The organism is Streptomyces callyspongiae, from assembly GCF_047200695.1.
GTDB lineage: Bacteria > Actinomycetota > Actinomycetes > Streptomycetales > Streptomycetaceae > Streptomyces.
Window position 1 is genome coordinate 191,425 of record NZ_JBJZOM010000010.1, and the last position, 23,926, is coordinate 215,350.

At 71.3% G+C, this 23,926-nt stretch carries 23 protein-coding genes; 20 read left to right on the forward strand and 3 right to left on the reverse strand.

Annotated features, from left to right (window positions below; genetic code table 11):
* Positions 1–3: 3 nt before the first annotated feature.
* From sufC to ACL06G_RS12450, 17 genes are all read left to right on the forward strand, one after another.
* Positions 4–768 (forward strand): Fe-S cluster assembly ATPase SufC, encoded by a 765-nt coding sequence (sufC, locus tag ACL06G_RS12370; RefSeq protein ID WP_412786646.1) that lies wholly within the window; start codon positions 4–6, stop codon positions 766–768.
* A complete protein-coding gene (locus ACL06G_RS12375) occupies positions 765–2,021 on the forward strand; it encodes a cysteine desulfurase (protein ID WP_412786645.1) in 1,257 nt (418 codons plus the stop codon). Before sufC ends, ACL06G_RS12375 begins: the two co-directional genes overlap by 4 nt.
* 22 nt (positions 2,022–2,043) lie before the next feature.
* Entirely contained in the window at positions 2,044–2,511 is a 468-nt protein-coding gene (gene sufU, locus ACL06G_RS12380) for a Fe-S cluster assembly sulfur transfer protein SufU (RefSeq protein ID WP_412786644.1), read from the forward strand.
* Entirely contained in the window at positions 2,508–2,837 is a 330-nt protein-coding gene (locus ACL06G_RS12385) for a metal-sulfur cluster assembly factor (protein ID WP_412786643.1), read from the forward strand. Before sufU ends, ACL06G_RS12385 begins: the two co-directional genes overlap by 4 nt.
* Before the next feature lie 117 nt (positions 2,838–2,954).
* Positions 2,955–3,275: a DMT family transporter gene (locus tag ACL06G_RS12390; RefSeq protein WP_412786642.1), complete on the forward strand. Its 321-nt coding sequence runs from the start codon at positions 2,955–2,957 to the stop codon at positions 3,273–3,275.
* Entirely contained in the window at positions 3,275–3,838 is a 564-nt protein-coding gene (locus tag ACL06G_RS12395) for a TetR/AcrR family transcriptional regulator (protein ID WP_412786641.1), read from the forward strand. Before ACL06G_RS12390 ends, ACL06G_RS12395 begins: the two co-directional genes overlap by 1 nt.
* A gap of 274 nt (positions 3,839–4,112) precedes the next feature.
* Positions 4,113–5,732 (forward strand): sensor histidine kinase, encoded by a 1,620-nt coding sequence (locus ACL06G_RS12400; RefSeq protein ID WP_412786640.1) that lies wholly within the window; start codon positions 4,113–4,115, stop codon positions 5,730–5,732.
* Positions 5,733–5,735: 3 nt separating this feature from the next.
* The gene (locus ACL06G_RS12405; RefSeq protein ID WP_412786639.1) at positions 5,736–6,140 is read left to right on the forward strand and encodes a roadblock/LC7 domain-containing protein; all 405 of its coding nucleotides are present in this window, start codon (positions 5,736–5,738) and stop codon (positions 6,138–6,140) included.
* The gene (locus ACL06G_RS12410) at positions 6,137–6,493 is read left to right on the forward strand and encodes a DUF742 domain-containing protein (protein WP_412786638.1); all 357 of its coding nucleotides are present in this window, start codon (positions 6,137–6,139) and stop codon (positions 6,491–6,493) included. Before ACL06G_RS12405 ends, ACL06G_RS12410 begins: the two co-directional genes overlap by 4 nt.
* Positions 6,474–7,094 carry a GTP-binding protein gene (locus ACL06G_RS12415; RefSeq protein WP_412786637.1) on the forward strand — a complete coding sequence of 207 codons (621 nt, stop codon included), beginning with the start codon at positions 6,474–6,476 and terminating at the stop codon, positions 7,092–7,094. The genes ACL06G_RS12410 and ACL06G_RS12415 overlap by 20 nt, the downstream gene beginning before the upstream one ends.
* Entirely contained in the window at positions 7,091–8,533 is a 1,443-nt protein-coding gene (locus tag ACL06G_RS12420) for a cytochrome P450 (protein WP_412786636.1), read from the forward strand. Before ACL06G_RS12415 ends, ACL06G_RS12420 begins: the two co-directional genes overlap by 4 nt.
* A gap of 271 nt (positions 8,534–8,804) precedes the next feature.
* Positions 8,805–9,923, forward strand: a complete 1,119-nt coding sequence (locus ACL06G_RS12425; protein ID WP_412786635.1) for a selina-4(15),7(11)-diene synthase — start codon at positions 8,805–8,807, stop codon at positions 9,921–9,923.
* A 31-nt stretch (positions 9,924–9,954) separates the two neighbouring features.
* Positions 9,955–11,301 (forward strand): cytochrome P450, encoded by a 1,347-nt coding sequence (locus ACL06G_RS12430; protein ID WP_412786634.1) that lies wholly within the window; start codon positions 9,955–9,957, stop codon positions 11,299–11,301.
* 147 nt (positions 11,302–11,448) lie between these two features.
* Positions 11,449–12,441, forward strand: a complete 993-nt coding sequence (dapD, locus tag ACL06G_RS12435; protein ID WP_412786633.1) for a 2,3,4,5-tetrahydropyridine-2,6-dicarboxylate N-succinyltransferase — start codon at positions 11,449–11,451, stop codon at positions 12,439–12,441.
* 68 nt (positions 12,442–12,509) lie between these two features.
* Positions 12,510–13,373: an EI24 domain-containing protein gene (locus tag ACL06G_RS12440; protein WP_412835883.1), complete on the forward strand. Its 864-nt coding sequence runs from the start codon at positions 12,510–12,512 to the stop codon at positions 13,371–13,373.
* 240 nt (positions 13,374–13,613) lie between these two features.
* Positions 13,614–15,128, forward strand: coding sequence for a hypothetical protein (locus tag ACL06G_RS12445; RefSeq protein WP_412786631.1), 1,515 nt, complete (start codon positions 13,614–13,616; stop codon positions 15,126–15,128).
* A gap of 132 nt (positions 15,129–15,260) precedes the next feature.
* Positions 15,261–16,709 (forward strand): alkaline phosphatase PhoX, encoded by a 1,449-nt coding sequence (locus ACL06G_RS12450; RefSeq protein ID WP_412786630.1) that lies wholly within the window; start codon positions 15,261–15,263, stop codon positions 16,707–16,709.
* 87 nt (positions 16,710–16,796) lie between these two features.
* On the opposite strand, the gene ACL06G_RS12455 is transcribed toward ACL06G_RS12450, so the two are convergent.
* A complete protein-coding gene (locus ACL06G_RS12455; RefSeq protein WP_412786629.1) occupies positions 16,797–19,394 on the reverse strand; it encodes a cation-translocating P-type ATPase in 2,598 nt (865 codons plus the stop codon).
* A gap of 135 nt (positions 19,395–19,529) precedes the next feature.
* On the opposite strand from ACL06G_RS12455, the gene ACL06G_RS12460 reads away from it, so the two are divergent.
* From ACL06G_RS12460 to ACL06G_RS12470, 3 genes are all read left to right on the forward strand, one after another.
* Complete coding sequence (locus ACL06G_RS12460; RefSeq protein ID WP_412786628.1) at positions 19,530–19,925, forward strand: GNAT family N-acetyltransferase; 396 nt, start codon at positions 19,530–19,532, stop codon at positions 19,923–19,925.
* A gap of 219 nt (positions 19,926–20,144) precedes the next feature.
* Positions 20,145–21,143, forward strand: coding sequence for a helix-turn-helix domain-containing protein (locus ACL06G_RS12465; RefSeq protein WP_412835884.1), 999 nt, complete (start codon positions 20,145–20,147; stop codon positions 21,141–21,143).
* 106 nt (positions 21,144–21,249) lie between these two features.
* Complete coding sequence (locus ACL06G_RS12470) at positions 21,250–22,092, forward strand: SAM-dependent methyltransferase (protein ID WP_412786626.1); 843 nt, start codon at positions 21,250–21,252, stop codon at positions 22,090–22,092.
* Positions 22,093–22,204: 112 nt separating this feature from the next.
* On the opposite strand, the gene dhaL is transcribed toward ACL06G_RS12470, so the two are convergent.
* Together dhaL and ACL06G_RS12480 are read right to left on the reverse strand one after the other, a co-directional pair.
* Positions 22,205–22,846 carry a dihydroxyacetone kinase subunit DhaL gene (gene dhaL / locus ACL06G_RS12475; RefSeq protein ID WP_412835885.1) on the reverse strand — a complete coding sequence of 214 codons (642 nt, stop codon included), beginning with the start codon at positions 22,844–22,846 and terminating at the stop codon, positions 22,205–22,207.
* A complete protein-coding gene (locus tag ACL06G_RS12480; RefSeq protein WP_412786624.1) occupies positions 22,843–23,850 on the reverse strand; it encodes a dihydroxyacetone kinase subunit DhaK in 1,008 nt (335 codons plus the stop codon). Before ACL06G_RS12480 ends, dhaL begins: the two co-directional genes overlap by 4 nt.
* Positions 23,851–23,926: the final 76 nt, after the last annotated feature.

Genomic DNA, 23,926 nt, shown 5'->3' on the forward strand with positions numbered 1-23,926 from the left:
CCCATGGCAACGCTTGAGATCAACGACCTGCACGTCTCCGTCGACACCGAGAACGGTTCGCGCGAGATCCTCCGTGGCGTCGACCTGACCGTGAAGCAGGGCGAGACCCACGCGATCATGGGTCCGAACGGCTCCGGCAAGTCGACGCTGGCCTACTCGCTGGCCGGCCACCCCAAGTACACGATCACCGGCGGCTCGGTGAAGCTCGACGGCGAGGACGTCCTCGAGATGACTCCCGACGAGCGCGCCCGTGCCGGCCTCTTCCTCGCCATGCAGTACCCGGTCGAGGTGCCCGGCGTCTCCGTCTCGAACTTCCTGCGCACCTCCGCCACCGCGATCCGCGGCGAGGCCCCGAAGCTGCGCACCTGGGTCAAGGAGGTCAAGGAGGCCATGGAGCGCCTCCAGATCGACCCGGCGTTCGCCGAGCGGAACGTCAACGAGGGCTTCTCCGGCGGTGAGAAGAAGCGCCACGAGATCCTCCAGCTCGAACTGCTCAAGCCGAAGATCGCCGTGCTCGACGAGACCGACTCCGGTCTCGACGTCGACGCGCTGCGGGTCGTCTCCGAGGGCGTCAACCGCGTCCGGGAGCACGGTGAGGTCGGCACCATGCTGATCACCCACTACACGCGTATCCTGCGCTATATCAAGCCCGACCACGTCCACGTCTTCGCCAAGGGCCGCATCGCCGAGTCCGGCGGTCCCGAGCTTGCCGACAAGCTCGAGGCCGAGGGCTACGAGGAGTACGTGAAGGGAGAGGTGACCGCGTGACACAGCTGCCGGGCCTCCTCGACACCGAGGCGCTCCGCAAGGACTTCCCCATCCTGGACCGCACGGTCCACGACGGGCAGCGACTCGTGTATCTGGACAACGCGGCGACCTCGCAGAAGCCGCGGCAGGTCCTCGACGCGATGGCCGAGTACAACGAGCGGCACAACGCGAACGTCCACCGCGGCGTGCACGTCCTCGCCGAGGAGGCCACGGCGCTGTACGAGGGGGCGCGCGACAAGGTGGCGTCGTTCGTCAACGCCCCGAGCCGCGACGAGGTGGTGTTCACCAAGAACGCCTCCGAGTCGCTCAACCTGGTCGCCAACATGCTCGGCTGGGCCGACGAGCCGTACCGGGTCTCGCACGAGTCCGAGATCGTCATCACGGAGATGGAGCACCACTCCAACATCGTCCCGTGGCAGCTGCTGGCGCAGCGCACCGGCGCGAAGCTGAAGTGGTTCGGTCTGACCGACGAGGGCCGCCTCGACCTCTCCCGGATCGACGAGATCATCACCGAGAAGACCAAGGTCGTCTCGTTCGTGCTGGTCTCGAACATCCTCGGCACGCACAACCCGGTCGAGGAGATCGTGCGCCGTGCCCAGGAGGTCGGCGCGCTGGTGGTGATCGATGCCTCGCAGGCCACCCCGCACATGCCGGTGGACGTGCAGGCCCTCCAGGCCGACTTCGTGGCCTTCACCGGCCACAAGATGTGCGGCCCGACCGGTATAGGTGTGCTCTGGGGACGGCAGGGGCTGCTCGACGACCTGCCGCCGTTCCTGGGCGGCGGGGAGATGATCGAGACGGTCTCGATGCACTCCTCGACCTACGCGCCCGCGCCGCACAAGTTCGAGGCGGGCACCCCTCCCATCGCGCAGGCGGTCGGGCTCGGTGCGGCCGTCGACTACCTGTCGGCGATCGGCATGGACCGGGTCGCCCGGCACGAGCAGGCGCTGACCGAGTACGCCGTGGACAGGCTCAACGATGTCCCCGACCTGCGCATCATCGGCCCCAACACGGCCGAGGACCGTGTCGCCGCGCTCTCGTTCACCCTGGGCGACATCCACCCGCACGACGTGGGGCAGGTGCTGGACGAACAGGGCATCGCGGTCCGGGTCGGTCACCACTGCGCGCGACCCGTCTGCCTGCGGTACGGAATTCCTGCGACCACGCGAGCGTCGTTCTACCTGTACTCCACGCCGGCCGAGGTCGACGCCCTGGTGGACGGGCTGGAGCACGTACGGAACTTCTTCGGCTGAGGACGACGGGTAAGGACGAGGCGTGAAGCTCGACTCGATGTACCAGGAAGTGATCCTGGATCACTACAAGAACCCGCACGGGCGCGGCCTGCGCGAAGGCGACGCCGAGGTGCACCACGTCAACCCGACGTGCGGTGACGAGATCACCCTGCGGGTGCGGTACGAGGGCGACACCGTGGCCGACGTGAGCTACGAGGGCCAGGGCTGCTCCATCAGTCAGGCCAGCGCGTCGGTGCTCAACGAGCTGCTGGTCGGCAAGGAGCTGAGCAGGGCCCGCGAGATCCAGGAGACTTTTCTGGAGCTCATGCAGTCCCGGGGGCAGCTCGAGCCGGACGACGCCATGGAGGACGTCCTCGACGACGCGGTCGCCTTCGCGGGCGTGTCCAAGTACCCGGCACGGGTGAAGTGCGCGCTGCTCAGCTGGATGGCATGGAAGGACGCCACCGCCCAGGCACTGGGCGAGGATGCGGTGAAGGAGAAGACCTCATGACCGAGACCACCACCAAGCCGGCGGGCGAGGAAGAGGTCCGCGAGGCGCTCTACGACGTCGTCGACCCCGAGCTGGGCATCGACGTCGTCAACCTCGGACTGATCTACGGCGTTCACGTGGACGACGACAACGTGGCGACCCTGGACATGACGCTCACCTCGGCGGCCTGTCCGCTGACCGACGTCATCGAGGACCAGGCGAAGTCCGCGACCGAGGGCATCGTCAAGGAGCTGAAGATCAACTGGGTCTGGATGCCGCCGTGGGGTCCGGACAAGATCACCGACGACGGTCGCGAGCAGCTCCGGGCACTGGGCTTCAACGTCTGAGCGCCGCTCCGGCCGACCGGCGGTCCCGGCCGCCCACGCGTTCCCGAGGGACGCGGTGGGTGCCCGGGACCGCCGTCTTGTGTACGGGCGTACATATCGTTGTGTACGCTCGTACACATGGTCTATCTGACACTGGGCGCGGCGATCCTCGCGGAGGTCCTGGGGACCACGGCGATGAAGTACAGCGACGGGTTCACGCGGCTGTGGCCGTCGCTCGCCACGGTCGCCGGCTATCTCGTCGCGTTCTTCCTCCTCGCCCAGACGCTGCGGACCATGTCCGTGGGCACCGCCTACGCCATCTGGGCGGGGCTGGGGACCGCGGCCGTCGCGGCCATCGGCATGGTCTTCATCGGCGAGGCCGTCACCCTCCCGAAGATCCTCGGCCTGCTGCTCGTCATCGCCGGAGTGGTCCTGCTGAACCTCGGAGGGGCTCACTGATGGCCGCTGTGCGCCGGCACGACCCCGACCGTCGCCGCCGTCTCGTCGACGCCGCGATCCGCGTCGTCGCGGAGCACGGCATCGCGGGGCTCAGCCACCGCCGCGTCGCCGCCTCGGCCGACGTCCCTCTCGGCTCGACCACCTACCACTTCGCCTCCCGCGACGACCTGCTCGTCGCGGCGCTGGAGCGGATGGGCGCGGACTGGCTGGCGGCCGTGGACAGCTGGGAACGCGGTCTGCCCGCAGACGCCGACCTGGCGGCGGAGACCGCGCGGCTCATCGAGAACTCCCTCACCGGCGGCCTGGCCCGTACCCGCGTCGAGTACGAGTTGTATCTCGCGGCACTGCGCCACGACGCGGTGCGGCCGCTGGCCGCCGAGTGCATCGACGGACTGGCCGCGATCCTGCGGCGCCGCACGCCCGACGACGCCACCGCCCGCGCCCTGGCCGCCCTCGTCGACGGGCTGACGCTGCAACTGCTCCTGAGTGGACGCGCTGTCGATCCGGAGGCGCTCCGGGGTTGTCTGGAGCCCCTCGCCTCCCGCGGTGTCGGCACGCACTGACTCCCGGGCCGCGCGTCGAGCCGACCGGCAGCGACGGGGGCCGCGGCGTGACCGCATTGCAATGCCTGAAACCGATGATCCGCCAAGTAGCCTGTGTGATCTATGAGTTCATGACAGCTATGCTGCCGAGGACTCGGAGCGCTGACGCAGTGGATCTCCTCGTCTCTCCCTGTCCTGTCGCCGTGTCGGCCGTGCGCTCGACCGGCCGACTTTCGGTTGCTCGGCGAACGAACACCACTGTCGCGTTCGCCGCTTCGACATTGTGAGGATGCTGATGGTTCGTGCTGGATCGTCCCCCGGAGGCCCGCGGTCCGTTCCTGCGGCGGCGTGGTTCCTGCCCGCCGCAGTGACCGCGGTGGTGACCGTCGTCGCCGCCCTGGTCGTACAGGTCGAGGCCCGCGCGGCGGTCATCTGGTGCGGGGCGGTGGCAACGCTCGCCGTCGCCGTGCTCGCGGCGGAGGTGGCCCGCCGTGGCGCCGCGGCGGCCGCCGAGCGCGCCCGGCACGCCGAGCGGGAAGAGGCGCTGAGCAGTCGCCTGATCCAGCAGGAGGCCGCCACGACGGCGCTGGCGCAGCAGCTTCTGCCCGAAGCTGTCGAGCGCCTGCAGGAGGGCGAGTTCGCCGAGGACGTCCTGCTGTCCATGGAGTCCGCCGACGAGCGGCTCAGCGCCGAATTCCGGTCCGCCCACCGGGAGCTGCTGCGCAGCGTCGTACAGGCCGTGCAGGCCGAGGAGACGCTGCGCGACTCCGCGCAGCGGGGTGTGGTCAACATCGCTCGCCGTGTGCAGGCCGTCATCCACCAGCAGGCCCGCGACCTGCGCGAGATGGAGGAACGGCACGGCAGCAGGCCCGACTTCTTCGCCGACCTGCTCAAACTGGACCACGGCACCGCGCTGATCGGTCGCCTTGCCGACAGCATCGCCGTGCTGGGCGGGGCACGCCCCGGCAGGCAGTGGAGGAAGCCGGTCGCGCTCTACAGCGTGATGCGTGGCGCGATGTCGCGCATCACCGACTACCAGCGCGTCGAGCTGCACTCGGTGGTCGACGTCGCCGTCACCGGACCTGCGGTCGAACCGCTCATCCATGCGCTCGCCGAGCTGCTCGACAACGCGACCCGGTACTCGCCGCCCAAGACGAAGGTGCACCTCACGGCGAGCGAGGTCCACGCGGGTGTCGCGATCGAGATCGAGGACGGCGGTGTCGGGCTGAGCGAGGAGGCCCGGTCCCGCGCCGAGCAGATGCTCAAGGAGGCACACGCCGGGATCGACCTGAACGACCTGGGAGAAGCGCCGCGCCTGGGGCTGGCTGTGGTCGGACGCCTGGCGAGGGCCTACGACTTCCAGGTGTCGCTGCCGCCGTCCGCCTATGGCGGTGTGCGGGCCGTGCTGGTCGTGCCGAGCCGGACGATCACGACGGCGCCGGTCACGGTGCGCGCACACGGTATCGGGGCCGCGCCCGCGGACCCGAGTGCTCCCGTGAGCGCTTCGGAGGGCGTCGGTTCGGGGGCCGATGCCGAGCACGAGCCGCGGCGTGCGGCGCCGGCCGCCGCGGAACCGGCCGCTTCGGGGCCGCCGAGCGACGGCGGGACGTCGGGTGCACTCCCGCGGCGCGCGACCGGTCTCCAGGAGGAGGCCGGGGGGGCGGCTCCCCGGGAGGAGCCGGTGCGCAACGCCAACGGTCTGCCGCAGCGGCGTCGCCGCCGGCAGCGTCCGGCCGGTCGCGGCCGCTTCGATGCGCGGGGCCCGGCCTCACCGCCGGAGGCGGAGGGCGGGGCCGCCCCGCCGGAGCCCGGCATGTGGATGGCGGACCTGGCGAGCGGGTTGTCCGGCGAGGGGCGCACGACATCCGCACCCCGCAACAGCAGCACAGACACGACGTCGGATGAGGGTGAGTGAGCGATGGATCGGCAGGCCGACATGGACTGGATGCTGAAAGACCTGGCGGAGAGCGTCCCGCAGACCCGTCATGTGGTGGTGCTGTCCTCGGACGGCCTGTGCATGGCACGGCACGACACCGACCAGGACACTGCCGATCGCATCGCTGCCATCGGATCGGGGCTGCAGAGCCTGTCCGTCGCGGTCGCTGCGGAGTTCCAGCACAGCAGCGGGCGGATGCGGATGGTCGTCATCGAGATCGACGGCGGCTTCATGTACCTGATGGCGGCCGGTGCGGGAGCGCACCTGGCCGTGCTGGCGGACGAGGGGGTCGATGCGGGCCTGGTCGGCCAGTGCATGCGCGATCTGGTGGCGCGCATCGGAGCCCATCTCACGAGCCCTCCGCGGCATGACGGATCGCCCGTATGAGCGAAAGAGACCAGGAATGGGAGGACGCGGAGACGCCCGAGCGGCTCTACGTCATCACGGGGGGCCGTACCGACTCGCCGGAGACGGCGGGCCTCGGACTGGTCACGCTGATCGTCGCCCGCGAACAGCCGAAGGTCGGCATGCAACCGGAGCACGCGGCCATTCTGCGCATGTGCGGTTCACCGCTGTCCCTGGCGGAGATCTCCGCGTACCTGCGGTTGCCCGCCAGCGTGACCACCGTGCTGCTGACCGACCTGTTGGACGAAGAACTGGTGCAGACGCGCAACCCTGCATCAACACTTCCGGACATCGCACTGATTGAGGCGGTAATCGATGGACTCAAAAAGCTCTGAGGCGGTCACGGGGCCGCGGAGCGAGGACGCGCTGCCGTCGTCGACCAATGTGGCGGTCAAGCTCGTCGTCGTGGGCGGCTTCGGCGTCGGCAAGACGACGCTGGTCCGTTCGGTCAGTGAGATCCGTCCGCTGACCACCGAAGAGACGATGACACAGGCCGGGGCCACGGTCGACGACAACACCGGCGTCGAGCGGAAGACGGCCACGACCGTTGCGATGGATTTCGGCCGTATCAGCCTCAACCAGGAGATGGTCCTCTACCTGTTCGGCACGCCCGGGCAGGAGCGGTTCTGGTTCCTGTGGAACGGCCTGTTCGACGGGGCGCTCGGCGCCGTCGTCCTCGTCGACACGCGGCGCCTCGAGGCCAGCTTCGACGTGATGGGCCGGCTGGAGGAGGCGTCGGTGCCGTTCATCGTGGCCGTCAACTCCTTCCCGGACGCCCCCACCTACTCGGTGGAGGACCTGCGCGGCGCGCTCGACCTGCCGTCGGGTGTCCCGATCGTCGTGTGCGACGCGCGGCAGCGCGACTCCAGCCGCGACGTCCTGATGACGCTGATGCACCACCTGCGTTCCCTTGTCACGAGTTCGGAGGCGATGTGACCCCCTCCAGTGAGCCCACCGTCGAGCCGGGTCCGGCCGCACCACCGCCCGGATGCCCGGCGCACAACCCGGGGCCGGGCGGCCTGCGGCGCCTCTACGGGCCGGAGGCCGACGCCGACCCGATGGGCCTGTACGAGAAGCTGCGCGCCGAACACGGCGCCGTGGCCCCCGTGCTGGTGCACGGGGACCTGCCGGCGTGGCTGGTGCTGGGCCACCGGGAGAACCTGGAGGTGGCCCGGACCTCGACGCTGTTCTCCCGGGACTCGCGCCGCTGGCGCGACATGGCCGAGGGCAACGTACCGCCCGACCACCCCCTGACGCCGCTGACCGCGTGGCAGCCGTTGTGCGTGTTCGCCGACGGCACCGAGCACGAGCGGCTGCGCCGTGCGGTGACCGACAGCCTGTCCCGGTTCGAGGCGCGCGGCATCCGACGCTACGTCACCCGCTTCTCCCACCACCTCATCGACAACTTCGTCGCCACCGGCCGAGCCGACCTGGTCGACCAGTTCGCCGCGCAGCTCCCGCTGCGTGTGGTCACCCAGCTCTTCGGCATGCCGGAGGAGTACGGTCCCCAGCTCGTCGACGCGGCGCGCGACATGCTCGGCGGCACCGAAACGGCGGTGGCCAGCAACGACTACATCACCGAGACGTTGCAGCAGCTCGTGGAACGCAAACGCGTCACGCCCGGGCACGACGTGCCCTCCAAACTCATCGAGCATGCCGCCGGGCTGAGCGACGAGGAGGTGCGCGAGCACCTGCGCGTCGTGCTCGTGTCGGCCAACGAACCGACGGTCAACCTGATGGCGGGCACCCTGCGGCTGGTGCTCACCGACCGTCGTTTCCGGGCGAACCTGGCCGGCGGACACATGACGCTGCCCGACGCGCTGGAGCAGGTGCTGTGGGACGACCCGCCGATGACCACCAACCTCGGCCGCTGGGCGACCGGTGACGTCGAACTGGCGGGCAAGCGGATCAAGGAGGGCGACATGCTGATCCTTGGTCTGGCCGCGGGCAACGTCGATCCTGCCATTCGCCCCGACACCTCCGCCTCCGTGCACGGGAACCGCTCGCATCTGGCCTTCAGCGGCGGTCCGCACGAATGCCCCGGCCAGGATCTGGGCCGGGCCATCGCCGACACCGGGATCGACGTCCTGCTCTCCCGGCTGCCGGATCTGGAACTGGCTGTGGCGGAGGAGGAACTGACTTGGAACGCTTCGCTGATGTCGCGTCCGCTGACCGCTCTGCCGGTCCGGTTCACCCCGGGCCACCCCTGGTCCGCGAAGAGCCGGTCGGCACCGGAGCGAGCCCCCGGGCCCGAACTGCCGCCCCAGCGCGCTGTTCCCGTTCCACCGGCACCCGCTGCCGAACCCACCCGTCCGCCCACCTCCGTCCCCGGCATCCGGTGGCCCTTTCGTTCTCCCGGCCGGAGCCGCCGGTGAAGGAGGACAGCGCACCGGGTGCCGGGGCCGGCTGCCGATCCGGGCAGAGAGTGGCGCAATAGGCCCTCTTGACACCTCAGTTCGACATCCGAGGGGTTGAGCGCTTCGAAACGTTGTGATCAACTTCTGGCCGTCTTCGCACACTGATGCAGCCACTGCGAAACCCCTGCGGTGGCTGCATCGGTGTGCCGTGGATCAGGCCGCGGTGCAGGCGGCTCTCCGAGACCCGCGTGGAGAGCAGCCGTCCGCTGAACGACTGAGGTGATCGCTCGTGCACAACGGGTTGCTCGTTCCGCCCGTCTACTCTCCGATACCCCCGGCCATCCACCCGCGGCACCAGGCCGTCGACGAGCGGAACGCGGCATGGGCGCACGCTTTCGGCATCGGCTCACCCCCATTGCGCGACAAGCTCGTCGCCAGTGAGATCGGCACCTTCGCCGCCCGCATCCTCCCCGAGGGGCGCGAGGAGGTCGTGCAGCTTCTCGCCGACTTCATCCTCTGGCTCTTCGGCGTCGACGACGGACACTGCGAGGAGGGGGAACTCGGCGCCGACCCGGGCCTGCTGTCGGGCGAACTCTCCCGTCTGCTGCGCGTCGCGCAGAACCCCGAAGCACCGATGCTGCCGCAGGACCCGCTCGCCGACGGTCTGCGCGACCTGAGCCGTCGCATGGCGCAGCACGGTACGCCGGCTCAGGTCACCCGCTGGGTGGACGCACTGCGCGAGTACTTCCTCTCCGTGGTGTGGGAGGCCGGGCACCGCAGCCGAGCGACGGTGCCCGACCTGAACGACTACACCCTCATGCGCCTCTACGACGGCGCCACCTCCGTCGTCCTGCCCCTGCTGGAGATGGGGCACGGCTACGAACTCCACCCCGGCGAACGCGACCACCGCTCCGTTCGGGCCGCCGCCGAGATGGCCTACTACGTCATCACCTGGGACAACGACCTCTTCTCCCACCACAAGGAGAGCCGCGCCGGTCAGTACTACCTCAACGTGCTGCGCGTCCTCGAACAGCGGCAGGGACTGGCCCCGGAAGAGGCCCTGCGCACCGCCGTCGCCCAGCGCGACCGCGTCATGGTGCTTTTCCAGAGGCTCTGCGACCACCTGACGTTCACGACCGCCGGCCCGCAGCTGAGTCAGTACCTGCGCAGCCTGGGCCACTTCATCCGGGGCGCGCAGGACTGGGGCATCAGCTCGCACCGCTACACCACTCCCGACGACCCCGCGCAGCTGCCCTCCACCTTCCTCGACACCCCGACCGACGACAGCAACGAACCGCTGGACATCCCCTGCATCGCCTGGTGGTGGGACCTGCTGCCCCACTCGCAGGAGTACGCCGCGCGCGTCCCGGCGCAGAACACCCCTCACACCCGACTGATGGCGAACTGACGGCCCGGTGCCGAGACAAGGAAACGCTGTGATGGCCGCAACCAGTGCTGCCGTGGTGCCGCGAGCACCGGGCCGCATGCCGCTGATCGGACACGTCCTCCCGCTGGTCCGCCGCCCGCTCGACTTCATGCAGTCGCTGCGGCACACGGGCGACTTCGTGCGGGTGGACGTGGGAACCCTGCCCATCTACTTCGTCAACAGTGCGGAGCTGACCCACGAACTGCTCGTCACCAAGGCCCGGCATCTCGACAAGGGGCGCTTCTTCGTCCGGGCCCGCGTCCTGGTGGGCGACTCGCTGCCGACCGCGCCCAGCCACATCCACAAGCGGCACCGGCGTCTGATGCAGCCCAGCTTCCACCAGGCCAAGATCGCCGGATACGCGGAGACGATGGCGTCCCGGGCACGTGCCATGGCCGACGCCTGGACCGACGGGCAGACCGTCCAGGTCGACCAGGAGCTCGCCGAGTTCTCCGTCGGCACTCTGGCCGAGACGATGTTCTCCGCCGACATCAGCCGGCCCGCCGCCGAAGCCGTTCGCGTCGACGTGCCGATCCTGCTGCGCTACGCACTGCTGCGGGCCGTCACCCCGCGCCTGCTCGACCATCTTCCGATTCCGGCGAACCAGCGTTTCAACCAGGCGGCGAAACGGCTGCGCACGGTCATCGACGACGTCATCGCCGCCTCCCACAAGGAGGGCGACGTCGACTACAACGACCTGCTCTCCATGCTGCTCAACGCCCGCGACGCGGATACCGGCGAGAAGCTGACCGACCGGGAGATCCGGGACGAACTCGTCGCCATCATGTTCGCCGGCACCGAGACGACCGCCTCCACGCTCGCCTGGACCTTCCACGAACTGGCCAAGGCCCCCGAGGTGGAGGAGAAGCTCCTCGCGGAGATCGACAGCGTGGCGCCCGACGGGAACGTGGCCTTCGAGGACCTGCCGAAGCTGACCTACACCCGCCAGGTCATCGACGAGATAGGCCGCATGCACTCGGTCCCGCTCCTCATGCGGCGTGTCACCACACCGGTCGAAATCGCCGGCCACCGGTTGGAGGAGGGCACCGAACTCGCCTTCAGCCTCTACTCCCTGCACCGCGACGAGCGCCTCTACGACGACCCGCACACCTTCGACCCCGACCGCTGGCTGCCCGAACGCCGGGAGGGACGCCCCCGCGAGGGATACATTCCGTTCGGCGCCGGTAACCGCAAGTGCATCGGCGACGGTTTCGCGCTGACGGAGATCGCCCTCGCGATGGCCACCGTCCTCGCGCGCTGGCGCTTCGAGCCGCTCCCGGGCCATGAAGTCCGTGAGGTCGCCTCCGCCGTCGCCCACCCGGACAAGCTGCCGATGCGGGTGGTGGCCCGCAGGAAGTAGCTGCTGCCCCTCCGTCGCCCGGCCCGGCCCCGTCTCCCCGCGGGCCCGGGCGGGTGCTGGGCAGCGCCGGCCCCGCGGGGACGCCACACGTCACGCCCACCGGCTGCCGTTCGCAATCCTCGCGCCGGTCGGGCTAGCGTTCGGCGTATGACCGATGCAGCCACCACCACCCGCACCACCGGCGCCGTCGCCGCCGGGCTCGCCACCGTCACCGACGAGGGAACCGTCCTCGACACCTGGTTCCCCGCCCCCGAACTGTCCGCCGAGGCCGGCCCGGCCGGCACCGAACGGCTCAGCGCCGAGCAGACTGCCGCGCTGCTGGGCGAGGCGGCACCGCACGCGCTCGGTCCCGACCCGCGTCGCGGCGTGGAGGTCATCGGCGTGCGCACGGTCGTCGCCGATCTGGGCGACAAGCCGCTGGACGCCCACGACGCCTACCTGCGGCTGCACCTGCTCAGCCACCGCCTGGTCCGCCCGCACGGTCAGAACCTCGACGGCATCTTCGGCCTGATGTCCAACGTGGCCTGGACCAACCTCGGCCCGGTCGCCGTCGACCGCGTCGAGCAGGTCCGGCTCGCCGCCCGCGCCGGCGGCGTGCAGCTCAACGTCACCAGCATCGACAAGTTCCCCCGCATGACCGACTACGTCTCGCCGAAGGGCGTCCGCATCGGCGACGCCGACCGGGTCCGCCTCGGCGCCCACCTCGCCGAGGGCACCACCGTGATGCACGAGGGCTTCTGCAACTTCAACGCCGGCACGCTGGGCACCTCGATGATCGAGGGCCGCATCAGCGCCGGCGTCGTCGTCGGCGACGGCTCGGATGTCGGCGGCAGCGCCTCGATCATGGGCACCCTCTCCGGCGGGGGCAAGCAGACCATCTCGCTCGGCGAGCGCTGCCTCCTCGGAGCCCAGGCAGGCATCGGCATCTCGCTCGGCGACGACTGCGTCGTCGAGGCCGGCCTCTACGTCACCGCCGGCACTCGCGTCACGCTGCCGGACGGCCAGGTCGTCAAGGCGGTCGAGCTGAACGGCGCGCACAACCTGCTGTTCCGCCGCAACTCCACCACCGGCACCGTCGAAGCCCTGCAGCGCAGCGGCTCCTGGGGCGGCCTCAACGAGGCCCTGCACGCCCACAACTGACAGCACGGGCCCGAAGGTCACGGCCTACCGGGGGCAGTGCCCCCGGCACCCCCGGTAGGCTGCCGGGCATGAGCGATCTCAGGGTGGGGTTCGGTTACCTGCGGCGCGGGCAGCGCTGGGCGTTCGGCCACTTCCGCTGGTACGCGTTCGGGCTGGTGCCCGCACTGATCGCGTTCCTGCTGTACGCCGCCGCCCTGACCGCTCTGGCCTTCCGGGCGGACGACATCGCCTCCTGGGCGACCCCGTTCGCCGACGACTGGTCCACCTTCTGGCGCGAGGCGCTCCGCATCGTGTCCGCCGTGCTGCTGTGGGCGGTCGGCCTCGCCCTCGCCGTGCTCACCTTCACCGCCGTGACCCTCCTCATCGGTGATCCGTTCTACGAGAAGCTCTCGGAGGAGGTCGAGAAGGCCGAGGGGCACTGCCCGCCCGGGCCGGACCAGTCCTGGTGGGTCGGACTGTGGCGGTCGCTGTGCGACAGCCTGTACGTGCTCTTCCGCGCCCTGCTGTTCACCGTGCCGCTGTTCCTGCTGGGCTTCGTACCGGTGGCGGGCCAGACCGTCGCTCCGGTGCTCGGCTTCTGCGTATCCGGCTACTTCCTCACCGTCGAGCTGACCTCCGTCGCCATGCAGCGCCGTGGCATCCCGGTGCGGGAGCGGCTGCGGCTGGTGCGCGCCCGACGGTCGCTGGCGCTCGGCTTCGGGGTCCCCCTCGTGCTCGGCTTCCTTCTGCCGTTCCTCGCGGTGCTGCTCACCCCGGGCGCGGTGGCCGGCGCGGCCCTGCTGGTACGCGACGTGGTGGACGGCCCCGGAGCCGCCGCTCCGCGGAGCGCCCAGGCGTCCGACGCCCCGGAGGGGGAGGCGGTTGCGGCCGATGCCGGCGTTCGCGTGCCGGACGCGGGCCCGCGCACGTCCGAACCACCGTCGGGCAGCTGAGCACGACCGCGGCCCTGCCGCAGGGCCGGACATGACACGCAGGGATGAACCTGTGGTGGACCGCAGTTCCCGTGCCGAGCGTCGTGGCAGGTCACGGGCGGACACCGCAGCGTCCGGCTTACGACTTTCCCGCCCATGTCCTCTAGGCTGGCTCCCTGACCGGGCGCCGGTGCCTCCGCGCTCCTCGCGCGCCCGGGTCCTGCCTTCCGCCTCCGCCGACGCCCGCCGAGGAGCCCGCCCATGACCGGAGACGACCGCCCCACCCTGCCTCCCGTACGGCTGCCGGCCGAGGCAGAGCTCGCCCGGGACGCACTGGCGGCACCGCTCTTCGCCCGCGCGGTCAGCCTGGCCCGCTGGGCCGCAGAGAACGGCGTACGCGTCGGGGCGGGCGGTGAACTCCTCGCGGAGCAGCTCAAGGAGGCTGCCGGGCGCCTCGGTCTGGAGGACGACCCCGAGGGGCCCGCAGCGACGTCCGAGGCCTGGAACCTCGCCGTGGACACCGAGTTGCTGCAGGTTGAGGAGGACGAGGGCGCCGAACCCACGCTGGAGACCGACGATCCCGTGGGGACCGCGAAGGGCGGTCCGGAACTGGCGGGCCTCAACGGCTCTCCCGCCCCTTCCGACATCCTGGAGCTGTGGGAGCTGGGGTTCGGGACGGTGCTCGCCGACGCCGCCACGCCCAACATCGAGGACCTCATCGGCGATCTGGACGGGGTGGTCGACGAGAACGGCCGGATCGACCCCGACGCCCTCGACCTCGAAGCCATGGAGTGGAACCCGGAGGAGGAGACCGAGTTCCTGGACAGTGCTCTGGCCAACCTCTACCTCTTCACTCTCCAGGACCCGGCCGTCTCCTCCGGCGCCATGGTGCCGCTGCCCGTCCTCGCGGCGTCGATGATCGTGCCCGACGACATGGGCGAGCCCACCGACGAGGTGCTCGAGGAGGTTTCCTCGGCGATGATGCGTCTCGACGACCAGTTCCGGATCCTCGAGCCGACGGGTGTCATCGCCTATCGCCCGGTGGACGAGGCGCTGACGCGGGAGGCCGACGAGGCGGACGTGTCGCCGGAGGACGAGAACGAGGAGGACGTCTCCCGCTACGGCATGGTGCGGCTCACTCCGCTCGGCCTCTACGCCGTGCGGCAGCGGATGCTGGACGAGGGCGTCGACGCACCGCTGGTCGGCGACCTCCGGGACGCCGAGGCTCGCGAGCTGCTCGACGCACTCGTCACGTACCCGGAGGCGGGCGCGCAGGAGGAGGTCGAGGGCTGGTTCGCCTCCCGCGCGGACCGGGACACTGCCTCACGGGACCTGCTGGCCGCAGCCCGTGGGCGGGACGAGGAGGCGCCCGGGCGCCGTCTGGTGTGCCAGCAGGCGCTTTCCCTCGCGGGCGACGCCGCGGAACCCGCCCTCCGCGAGGTCCTCGACGACCGCGAACTCGGCGGGCTGGCCCGGGTCTGGCTCGTGGAGCACGGCGCGGAGGACGTCCCCGTTCCGGACGAGCAGATGGTCTTCTGGCTGGCGGTCGACACCATCGCCGCGCAACTCGCCACGGGTGGGGAGGCGGACGAACTGCGCGAGCTGATCCAGGGGCTGGTCGAACAGCACGCGGGCTTCTTCGACCAGGCCTGGCAGGCGGACCACCCGGCCGTGGCCGACGTCCTCGACGCCATGGGGCGTCTCCACCCGGACAAGAAGATCGCGAAGGAAGCCCGTAAGGCGGCCTTCAAGGCACGCTCCGCCCGCCGCGACTGAGCGGGTCCCGCCTCCGTTCCCGTCGCGTCGGGAACGCGTCCGCTCGCCGTCGCCGTCGGTTCAACCTGCGTTGGCACCTGCCGGGAAACGTGGCCGGTGCAACGTTCACGACACCACGGGAGGCGGGCACACATGCCGGTCAGCCGAAGGGACTTCACCAAGCACTCAGCCGCCGGGGCGGGCCTCGTGCTCGCCGGCAGCGTGGGCGTGCTGGGCAGTGCACCGGGCGCACTGGGCCGCCCCGTCGGCCCGGGCCCGCAGGGACACAGGCACCACGAGGTCGGTTACGGCCCGCTGGCGCCGGACCCGAACGGGGTGCTGGCCCTGCCCGAAGGGTTCTCGTACCGGATCCTCACCCACTCCGGGGTGACCGCGCTGGAGTCGGGCGAGCGCACCCCCTCCCACCATGACGGCACCGCAGCGTTCGACGGCGAGCGGGGCGCGACCCTGCTGGTGAACAACCACGAGCTCCGCGGTCCGCGGAGCGACTACGACCACCCCGTGCCGCTGCTGGACGGGCTCGTGTACGACCCGGCCGCCTCCGGCGGCTGCACGGTGGTCGAGGTCTCCCGGCACGGCGACCACGTCGAGGAGTGGGTCGGCATCGCCGGTACCTCCACCAACTGCGCGGGCGGCTCGACCCCGTGGGGCACCTGGCTCACCTGCGAGGAGAACACCGACCGCGCCGGCGAGAACGGCATGACCAAGGACCACGGCTACGTGTTCGAGGTCGACCCGCGGGACCGCCGGGCCAACCGGGACCCGAAGCCGATCAAGGCGCTGGGCCGGTACGACCACGAGGCCGTCGTCGTCGACCCCCGGCGCGGTCACCTGTACCTTACCGAGGACGCCTCCGGCCCGAACGGGCTCTTCTACCGCTGGACCCCGCCCCACGGCTTCGAGCACGGCCGGGGCGCGCTGCGCGGCCTCGCCGACGACGCGGGCGTGCTCCAAGCCATGTGCTGCTACGACTCGGGCGGCCGTTTCGTCGAGGACCTGTCGTACGCGACCCGCATCGGCACGGTGTACGGCGTCGACTGGACGGAGGTGCCCGACCGGGACGCGCGGACCACTCCCGTGCGCAAGCAGTTCGGCGCGCACGAGGTCACCCGCGCCCGCAAGCTGGAAGGCATGTGGTGGGGCGACGGCGGGGCGTACTTCGTGTCCTCCTTCGCCCGTGACGAGAGCCCGGGCGAGCCGCACGACGGCCAGGTGTGGTTCTACGACCCCCGCCGCCGCACCGTCACCCTGAAGGTGCGGTTCGGGGTCAACGCCGACCCCTCCGAGCCCGGCGCCCTGGACGGTCCGGACAACATGACCGTCTCGCCCTACGGCGGTCTCGTCATCGCCGAGGACGGCGAGGGCCTGCAGCACCTCTTCGGTGCCACCGACCGCGGCGACACGTACGCCATCGCCCGCAACGAGTACAACATCGGCACCGAAGCGGAGCCCGAGTTCAGCGAGTTCACCGGCGTCTGCTTCTCCCCGGACGGCGAGACGCTGTACGCCAACATCCAGACGCCGGGCATCATGCTGGCGATCACCGGACCCTGGCAGCGGAACCCGCAGCAGCGCCGCTGAACAGCACCGCCCGCCCCGCAGAGCCCGCCCGGGTCCGAGACACGGAGCCTCCCCTGCGGGCACGGCGTGGGCCCGGGGCCGCACGCCTCAGCGGCGGTGTTCGGGCCGCACCGCCGCCTGCGCGCGCATCACCAGATAGCACACGACGCCCGACACACCGGCCACTCCCACCTCGAGGAGCCCCACCGGCTCCGTGCCGAGCAGGGAGCGCAGCGGGGCGGCGAACACGCCCGCGGCCTGCAGGGCGAGCGCGACGGCGACCGCCACCACGAGGAAGGGGTTGGCCAGTGTGCCCGGCCGGGCGCGCGAACCGAGGGCGACACCCAACTGCGCCACGCCCAGGACCAGGAACACCAGGGACTGCCATGCCCTCCCCGCCTCGAACGCCCACACGCCGGCGCCCAGCGTCACCACGCCGATCACCACGCCCATCAGGACGATCCGCGGCCACAGACCCGCGCCGAGCACGCTTTCCGCAGGAGGCCGCGGCGGGCGCCGCATCACGCCCCGGTCCACGGGTTCCGCGCCGAGCGCCACCCCGGGAAGACCATGCGTCAGCAGGTTGATCCACAGGATCTGCGCGGGCAGCAGTGGCAGCGTCAGCCCCAGGAACGGGCCCAGCAGCATCACCAGGATCTCCGCTGAGCCGCCCGCCAGCCCGTAGAGCAGGAACCGGCGGACATTGGCGTACACCCGCCTGCCCTCCTCGACGGCCGCGACCACCGTGCCCAGATCGTCGTCGACGAGTACGAGATCGGCTGCCTGCCGGGCCACCTCCGTGCCGCGCCGCCCCATCGCGACGCCGATGTCGGCCTCGTGCAGCGCCGGGCCGTCGTTCACCCCGTCGCCCGTCATGGCCACCACATGCCCGCTCCGCCGCCACGCCCGGACGATGCCGACCTTCTGCTCGGGCGAGGTCCGCGCGTGGACCCGCCGCAGCGGCGTGCCCCGCGTTCCGTCGGACTCCGCCTCCGTGCCGGTGGCGACGTCCCCCGGCCCGGTCGGCATGCCGAGCCGGTCGGCGACCGCACGCGCCGTGAGCGGATGGTCGCCGGTGACCACCACCGGCACGATGCCCGCGTCGCGGCAGGCCCTCACCGTGTCCGCAGCTTCCGCTCTCGGCGGGTCCATGACGCCGATCAGGCCCGCCAGTTGCAGACCGGACTCCCAGCTCTCCGGCGGCGCGTCCAGCGGCGCGGTGGGTGGACGGCGGGCACTGGCGACGGCCAGAACGCGGTACCCCGCGGCCGCGAGCTGCTCCGCCTCGCGGCGCGCCTCGGCCCGGTGGGTGCCGTCCTCGACCAGGACGCCGGACCGCAGCAGCACCTCGGGCGCGCCCTTGCACACCACGAGCAGCCCGTCGGCGCCACGGTGCACCGTCGTCATGCGTTTCCGGCCGCTGTCGAACGGCACCTCGCGCACCCGTGGCCAGGTGGCGTCGACGGCGGACCTGTCGAGGCCGAACCTGGCCCCCGCCACCAGCAGCGCCGCCTCCATCGGGTCGCCCAGCGCCGTCCAGCTCCCACCGCCGGCGGTGGGAGGCTGCAGGGCGGCGTCGTTGCAGAGCAGCGCACAGCGCAGCAGACGTTCCAGATCGGGTGCGTCCTCGGCCGTGACCGTGCGCCCGCCGCGTGCGACGCGGCCCGCCGGATCGTACCCGTGCCCGGTGGCCACCGCGGCCCCCGACGGCGTCCACAGGTGTTCGGCCGACATGCGCCCCTGGGTGAGGGTGCCCGTCTTGTCGCTGGCGATGACCGTGACGGAGCCGAGCGTCTCCACTGCGGGAAGCCGCCGGACGATGGCGTTCCGGGCGGCCATCCGGCGGGCACCGAGCGCCAGGGCGAGGGTGACCACGGCGGGCAGCGACTCGGGGACGGCCGCCACCGCAAGGCTGATCGCCGTGATCACCATCAGTTCGAGGGGCTGGCCGCGGGCCAGCCCCGCGGCCAGCACGACCGTGCACAGCACCACGGTCACCGCGGCCAGCAGCCGCCCGAAGCGTGCAAGGCGATGCTGGAGCGGGGTGAGCCCGGGCGCCGTCCCCAGCAGGGACGCGATGCGGCCGAGGGCGCTTTCCGCGCCGGTGCCGGTCACCGTCACCAGGCCGCGTCCCCGCACCACCACCGTCCCCGCCGACACTGTGCGGACGGCGTCGCCGCCGGGTTCGTCGCCGGTGGCGGTCTTGTCGACGGGCACCGATTCTCCCGTCACGGACGACTCGTCCACCAGCAGGGCCGCCGCGTCGACCAGCGAGCCATCCGCGGGGACGATGTCGCCCTCGGCCAGCACCACGACGTCCCCGGAGACGACCTCGGCGGACGGCACGGACCGCGCCGTCCCGTCACGCATCACCCTGGCGGTCGGCGCGCTCAGGGACCGCAGCGCGGTGATCGCCCGTTCCGCGCGCACCTCCTGGGCCACGCCGACAGCCGTGTTCACCACCACGACGAAGGCGATGACCAGGGCGTCCGAGTAGTCCCGGGTGGCGAGGGTGAGCGCGGCGGCGACCAGCAGCACCAGAATGAGCGGGTCGCGCAGCTGCTGGAGCAGCCGCCGCCACACGGGCGTGTGCCGGGCCGTTGTGACCACGTTGGGGCCGTGGGCGGAGAGCCGGAGGGAGGCCTCGGCCTCCGACAGCCCGCGTGGTCCGGCCGGCACCTCCCGGCGGGCTGCTCCCTCGGCCATGACGCCTCCCGTGCGGCGCGGGCGTGCCGTTCCCTCTTTCCGACGCTAGGCGCAGCCGGGGCCGGCCGGCAGGGCCGCCCGGCCCTGCGACACGGCGGCCTGTCCCCGGACGGACGGCGCGCATAGTGTCACCGTATGACGCTCACGTACCTCTGGCGGGGACCGGTGGACAACGCCGCGCTCAACGCCCTGCACGCCGAGGGATTCGGTGGTCCGGTCGGACGGATCGACTGGCGGGAGAGGCTGCAGCGCCACAGTCTGGGGTGGGTGTGCGCCACGGAGGGGGAGCAGCTCGTCGGCTTCGTCAATGTCGCCTGGGACGGAGGGGCGCACGCGTTCGTACTCGACACCGTGACGGCGCGCCGCGTGCGCTCGCGGGGCGTCGGCGCTGCCCTCGTCGGCACGGCGGCCGAGGGGGCCAGGGCAGCCGGGTGCGCCTGGTTGCACGTGGACTTCGAGGAGGATCTGCGCCCGTTCTACGTCGACGCCTGCGGATTCCGCGGGACGGCGGCCGGGCTGCTCGCCCTGTGACGGAGCCGGTACCGCACCCGCGCGTCCGGACGGCTGCCGGGGCGCGGAATGCTCGAGTGTTTTGCGCGGGCCGGCCCGTGACCCTTGATGGTCCGACGGCGCGTTCTCTTTGTCCAGTTGTCGGGATGGATTGTCCGGAATGCATCGCCGTAGCAGAGGTGTCCGGGTACTCTACGAGGATGACAACTGGACACCAATTGAATACGTCAAGGGAGTCGAATGCTGGAGATATTGGGAATCAACCCGATTGCGGAGTCGATTTACCGAGACATGCTGGTTCATCCTCATGCTTCCATCGCCGAGCTCGCGGAGCGTCTGGGTCACCCGGAGAGCGTCGTCAGAGCGGCCTTGGACACGTTGAGTGAACTCGCGCTCGTCAGGCCGGCCGCGGACGAGCACGATCGAAGCCATGCGGTGAGTCCCCAGTTGGCCATGGAGATCCTACTCGCCCGGCAGCAGGCTGAACTCGCGGCGCAGCAACAGCGCGTCGAAGCAAGTCGGGCAGTTGCTGCAAAACTCATTTCCGAATTCGCTTCCCAGGTGAACAGTGCTCCGCAAGGGGATCTGACGCAGCTCAGTGGTATCGACAGTATTCGGGACTATCTCTCCACGTTGAACAGGGAAGTCGAGGAAGAGTTCCTCACCTTCGCGCCCGGGGGCCCGCAGACCGCGGCGAACATGAATGCTTCCCGGCCACTCAACAAGCGTTTGCTGCATCGCGGAATCCGGATGCGGACCGTCTATCTGGACAGTATTCGACGCGATCCCGCGACGGTGGCGCACGCCGAGTGGCTCACTTCGCTCGGCGGGAAGGTGCGAACGGCTCCTTCCCTGCCGACCCGGCTGATCATCAGCGACCGCCGTGTCGCCCTCATCGCCGCGGACGCGGACGACACGGGGACGGGTGCTGTCGTCATCAGGGCGCGGGGCGTCGTCGCGGCCCTGTGCGCACTCTTCGAGAGCGTTTGGCAGACCGCTCGCCCCCTCGGCGCTCCCCGCAGGGCAGACCCGGAGGACCTGGCGGACCAGCAGGTCGAGGTGCTGCGGCTGCTCGCCCAGGGGTTCACCGACGAGGCGACGGCCAAGCGGCTGGGCGTCTCGGCCCGTACGGCACGGCGGATCGCCACCGATGTGATGGCCCACCTGGGTGCCCGCAGCCGTTTCCAGGCCGGAGTGCACGCTGTGCAGCGGGGCTACCTTCCTGCGGTCCCCGACTAGCCCGATGTGCCATGCTCCTGATGGAGGGTGAAGCGTGTCACTACGATGGGTGCGTCGACCCGATGATCAGTCAGCTTCTGTGGGAGCAGAACGAGGAAGGCGTGTCATGACCTCATCCAGTGCCGAGGGCCCGGTGGACCTGCAGCTCGACAGGGCGCACTCCGCGCGCATGTACGACTACTACCTGGGTGGGAAGGACCACTACAAGGCGGACCGGGAAGGCGCCGAGGCGGCGTTGAAGGCGTGGCCCGCCGCGCGCAGCGCCGCGCGGGCGAACCGGGCGTTCATGCACCGCGCGGTCCAGGTCCTGGCGGGTTCGGGGTTCCGTCAGTTCCTCGACATCGGCACGGGCCTTCCCACCAGCCCGAACCTGCACGAGGTCGCCCAGGCCGCGGCGCCGGGCGCGCGGGTCGTGTACGCGGACAACGACCCCATCGTGCTCGCGCACGCACGTGCTCTGCTGAACAGCGAACACGGCGCGACGGCCTACGTCGCCGGTGACATCACCCGGCCGGACAGCATCCTCGAGTCCGAGGAGTTCCGGCAGACGCTGGACCTGAGCGAGCCGATCGCGCTGTCCGTCAACGCCGTCCTCCACTTCGTGCCCGACGACCGGGGCCCCTACGACATCGCGAGGCACCTGCTGGCCGCCCTCCCGGCCGGTTCGGCGCTGTGCCTGTCGCACGTGACGCAGGACGTGGACCCCGAGGGCGTGGGGCGGTTGATCGACGTCTACACCGCCAAGGGCGTCCCCACCCAGGCACGCAGCCGCGAGGAGGTCACCGGCTTCTTCGACGGTCTGCGGCTGCTGGACCCGGGCATCGTGATGGCGCACAAGTGGCGGCCGGACATCACCGTTCCCGCTCCCCGCGGCAGCGCCGACAGCGTCTCCGAGGCGCCGACGGACCCAGAGGTGAGCCTGTGGGCCGGGGTCGGCCTCAAGCCGTGAGCGGCACCTACGTGGCCGGTCCGCTTCCGGAGACGGCCCTCTCCTGAACCGTCTCCGGGCAGCCGGGCGGACACGTCCGGCCCGCCCCGCCGTCGCGCTCGACGGCTCTGGCTCAGCCGTGCCGTTCCGGTACGGGCACGAGGTCGGCGGGGTCGCCGAGTGCGCTGCCGGGTTCCGACACTCTTGCCAGCGCCCAGAACAGCAGCGCGACGCCCACCGCTCCCGGGTCGGGAACGCCGAGAGCCCGCGCGCCCACGTAGGACGCCCGTCCCCGCCGGGCCCGCATGTCGGCCGTCGCGGCGGCGGCGGCCAGTGCGGTCCTCGCCACGCCCGTGAACGAGGCGCCGGCGGCGAACGCGTCCCGGGCCGGCACCAGGACGTCGACCATGGTGCGATCCCCCGGTTCCGCCTCGCCCACGCGCTGGACGGCGGCAAGCCCTTCGCGCACGCCCGCCGACCAGCCGGCCAGGTGGTCCTGTTCGGTCTCCAGCGCCCGGCCGACTTCCCGGAGCAGCAGACCGAGCAGCGGGCCGCTGGTGCCGCCGACGTGGTCGAGGAAGGCCGTCGCGGCCGTGGCGGTCGCCGACTCCCGCGGCTCGTGGTCCAGCAGGGTGAGCGTCCGGTCCAGGCCCTCGCGGAGGTTGCGCCCGAAGTCGCCGTCGCCCGAGAGCTGGTCGAGCGCGGTCAGCGCCTCCTCGGTGGCGTGCACGGCCTCGGTGTAGGTGCGGAGGACATCCGTCTGGTGGTTCGTCATCGTGGCTGCTCCCAGGAGGGGAAGGCGGGTGTGCGTGTCGGCGCGTGCCACCACGCGAGCCAGCCGGGGTCGGCTGCGGTCATCGTCACGGAGAAGCCGCTCATGTCGAGCGCGGGCGCGTAGGTGCCGACGAGTTGGCCGGCCACCGCCACACCGCGCTTGTCCAGCACGGTGCGAAGGTGATCGTGCAGGGCGTAGAGCTCCAGCAGCGTGGTCGCGCCCAACCCGCCGACGAGCAGGACAACGCCGGCGCCGGTGTGCGGCAAGGCGTCCAGGACCTGCACCGCCATGCGTTCGGTGAGTTCCTCGAACGGCGGCTGGGTGACGGTTCCGGCCGCCCGCTCGCCGTGGATACCGACCCCGTACTCGATCTGTCCCTCCGCGAGGTCGAATGCTTCCCCGCCGTGGGAGGGGGAGGTCTGGGCCCGTCCGGCGACGGCGATGCTGCGCGAGGCCCGCACCACGTCGCCGCCCAGCGCGGCCAACTCGTCGAGCCCCAGGCCGGCGTCGGCGGCGGCGCCGAGCAGCTTCTCCACGATCACCGTGGCGCCCGTTCCGCGGCGGCCCGTCGCGGTGTCGGCGCTGTCGGTGGCCAGGTCGTCGTCGACGAGGACGCGGCGGACCGCGATGCCCTCGTCGCGCAGACGCTCGGCCGCGATGCCGAAGTTGATCCGGTCACCGGTGTAGTTCTTGACGATGTGCAGGACGCCCTGGTCCCCGGCGACGGCCCGGCTCGCCTCGTAGACCTGCCGGTTGTGCGGAGAGGCGAAGATCCGGCCCGGGACGGCGGCGTCGAGCATGCCGGTCCCGGTGAAGCCGGCGTGCAGCGGCTCGTGCCCGGAGCCGCCTCCGGAGACGAGTCCGACCCGTCGTCCGGGGTGACGGTTGCGGGCGGTGACGAAGAGGGGATCCTCGTGCAGGGCGACGAGCCCGGAGTGCGCACGCACGAAGCCCCGCAGCGAGGCCTCCACCGGATCGGTGTCGGGGAGGAACAGATGGTTCATCGGTACACGTCCTTTCCACGGAGTCGCGAGCCGATCCGGTCACCCGGTCCCGGAGTCCGCTGCTCGGGTTCCGGCT

Excerpts from the sequence above, each read along its gene's own strand:
- sufC (WP_412786646.1), top strand. The coding sequence starts at position 4 with ATGGCAACGCTTGAGATCAACGACCTGCACGTCTCCGTCGACACCGAG.
- ACL06G_RS12445 (WP_412786631.1), top strand. The coding sequence starts at position 13,614 with ATGACCGGAGACGACCGCCCCACCCTGCCTCCCGTACGGCTGCCGGCC.
- ACL06G_RS12430 (WP_412786634.1), top strand. The coding sequence starts at position 9,955 with ATGGCCGCAACCAGTGCTGCCGTGGTGCCGCGAGCACCGGGCCGCATG.
- ACL06G_RS12455 (WP_412786629.1), bottom strand. The coding sequence starts at position 19,394 with ATGGCCGAGGGAGCAGCCCGCCGGGAGGTGCCGGCCGGACCACGCGGG.
- dapD (WP_412786633.1), top strand. The coding sequence starts at position 11,449 with ATGACCGATGCAGCCACCACCACCCGCACCACCGGCGCCGTCGCCGCC.
- ACL06G_RS12460 (WP_412786628.1), top strand. The coding sequence starts at position 19,530 with ATGACGCTCACGTACCTCTGGCGGGGACCGGTGGACAACGCCGCGCTC.
- ACL06G_RS12440 (WP_412835883.1), top strand. The coding sequence starts at position 12,510 with ATGAGCGATCTCAGGGTGGGGTTCGGTTACCTGCGGCGCGGGCAGCGC.
- ACL06G_RS12400 (WP_412786640.1), top strand. The coding sequence starts at position 4,113 with ATGGTTCGTGCTGGATCGTCCCCCGGAGGCCCGCGGTCCGTTCCTGCG.
- ACL06G_RS12395 (WP_412786641.1), top strand. The coding sequence starts at position 3,275 with ATGGCCGCTGTGCGCCGGCACGACCCCGACCGTCGCCGCCGTCTCGTC.
- ACL06G_RS12415 (WP_412786637.1), top strand. The coding sequence starts at position 6,474 with ATGGACTCAAAAAGCTCTGAGGCGGTCACGGGGCCGCGGAGCGAGGAC.
- ACL06G_RS12480 (WP_412786624.1), bottom strand. The coding sequence starts at position 23,850 with ATGAACCATCTGTTCCTCCCCGACACCGATCCGGTGGAGGCCTCGCTG.
- ACL06G_RS12390 (WP_412786642.1), top strand. The coding sequence starts at position 2,955 with ATGGTCTATCTGACACTGGGCGCGGCGATCCTCGCGGAGGTCCTGGGG.
- ACL06G_RS12470 (WP_412786626.1), top strand. The coding sequence starts at position 21,250 with ATGACCTCATCCAGTGCCGAGGGCCCGGTGGACCTGCAGCTCGACAGG.
- ACL06G_RS12410 (WP_412786638.1), top strand. The coding sequence starts at position 6,137 with ATGAGCGAAAGAGACCAGGAATGGGAGGACGCGGAGACGCCCGAGCGG.
- ACL06G_RS12465 (WP_412835884.1), top strand. The coding sequence starts at position 20,145 with ATGCTGGAGATATTGGGAATCAACCCGATTGCGGAGTCGATTTACCGA.
- ACL06G_RS12405 (WP_412786639.1), top strand. The coding sequence starts at position 5,736 with ATGGATCGGCAGGCCGACATGGACTGGATGCTGAAAGACCTGGCGGAG.
- ACL06G_RS12450 (WP_412786630.1), top strand. The coding sequence starts at position 15,261 with ATGCCGGTCAGCCGAAGGGACTTCACCAAGCACTCAGCCGCCGGGGCG.
- ACL06G_RS12385 (WP_412786643.1), top strand. The coding sequence starts at position 2,508 with ATGACCGAGACCACCACCAAGCCGGCGGGCGAGGAAGAGGTCCGCGAG.
- dhaL (WP_412835885.1), bottom strand. The coding sequence starts at position 22,846 with ATGACGAACCACCAGACGGATGTCCTCCGCACCTACACCGAGGCCGTG.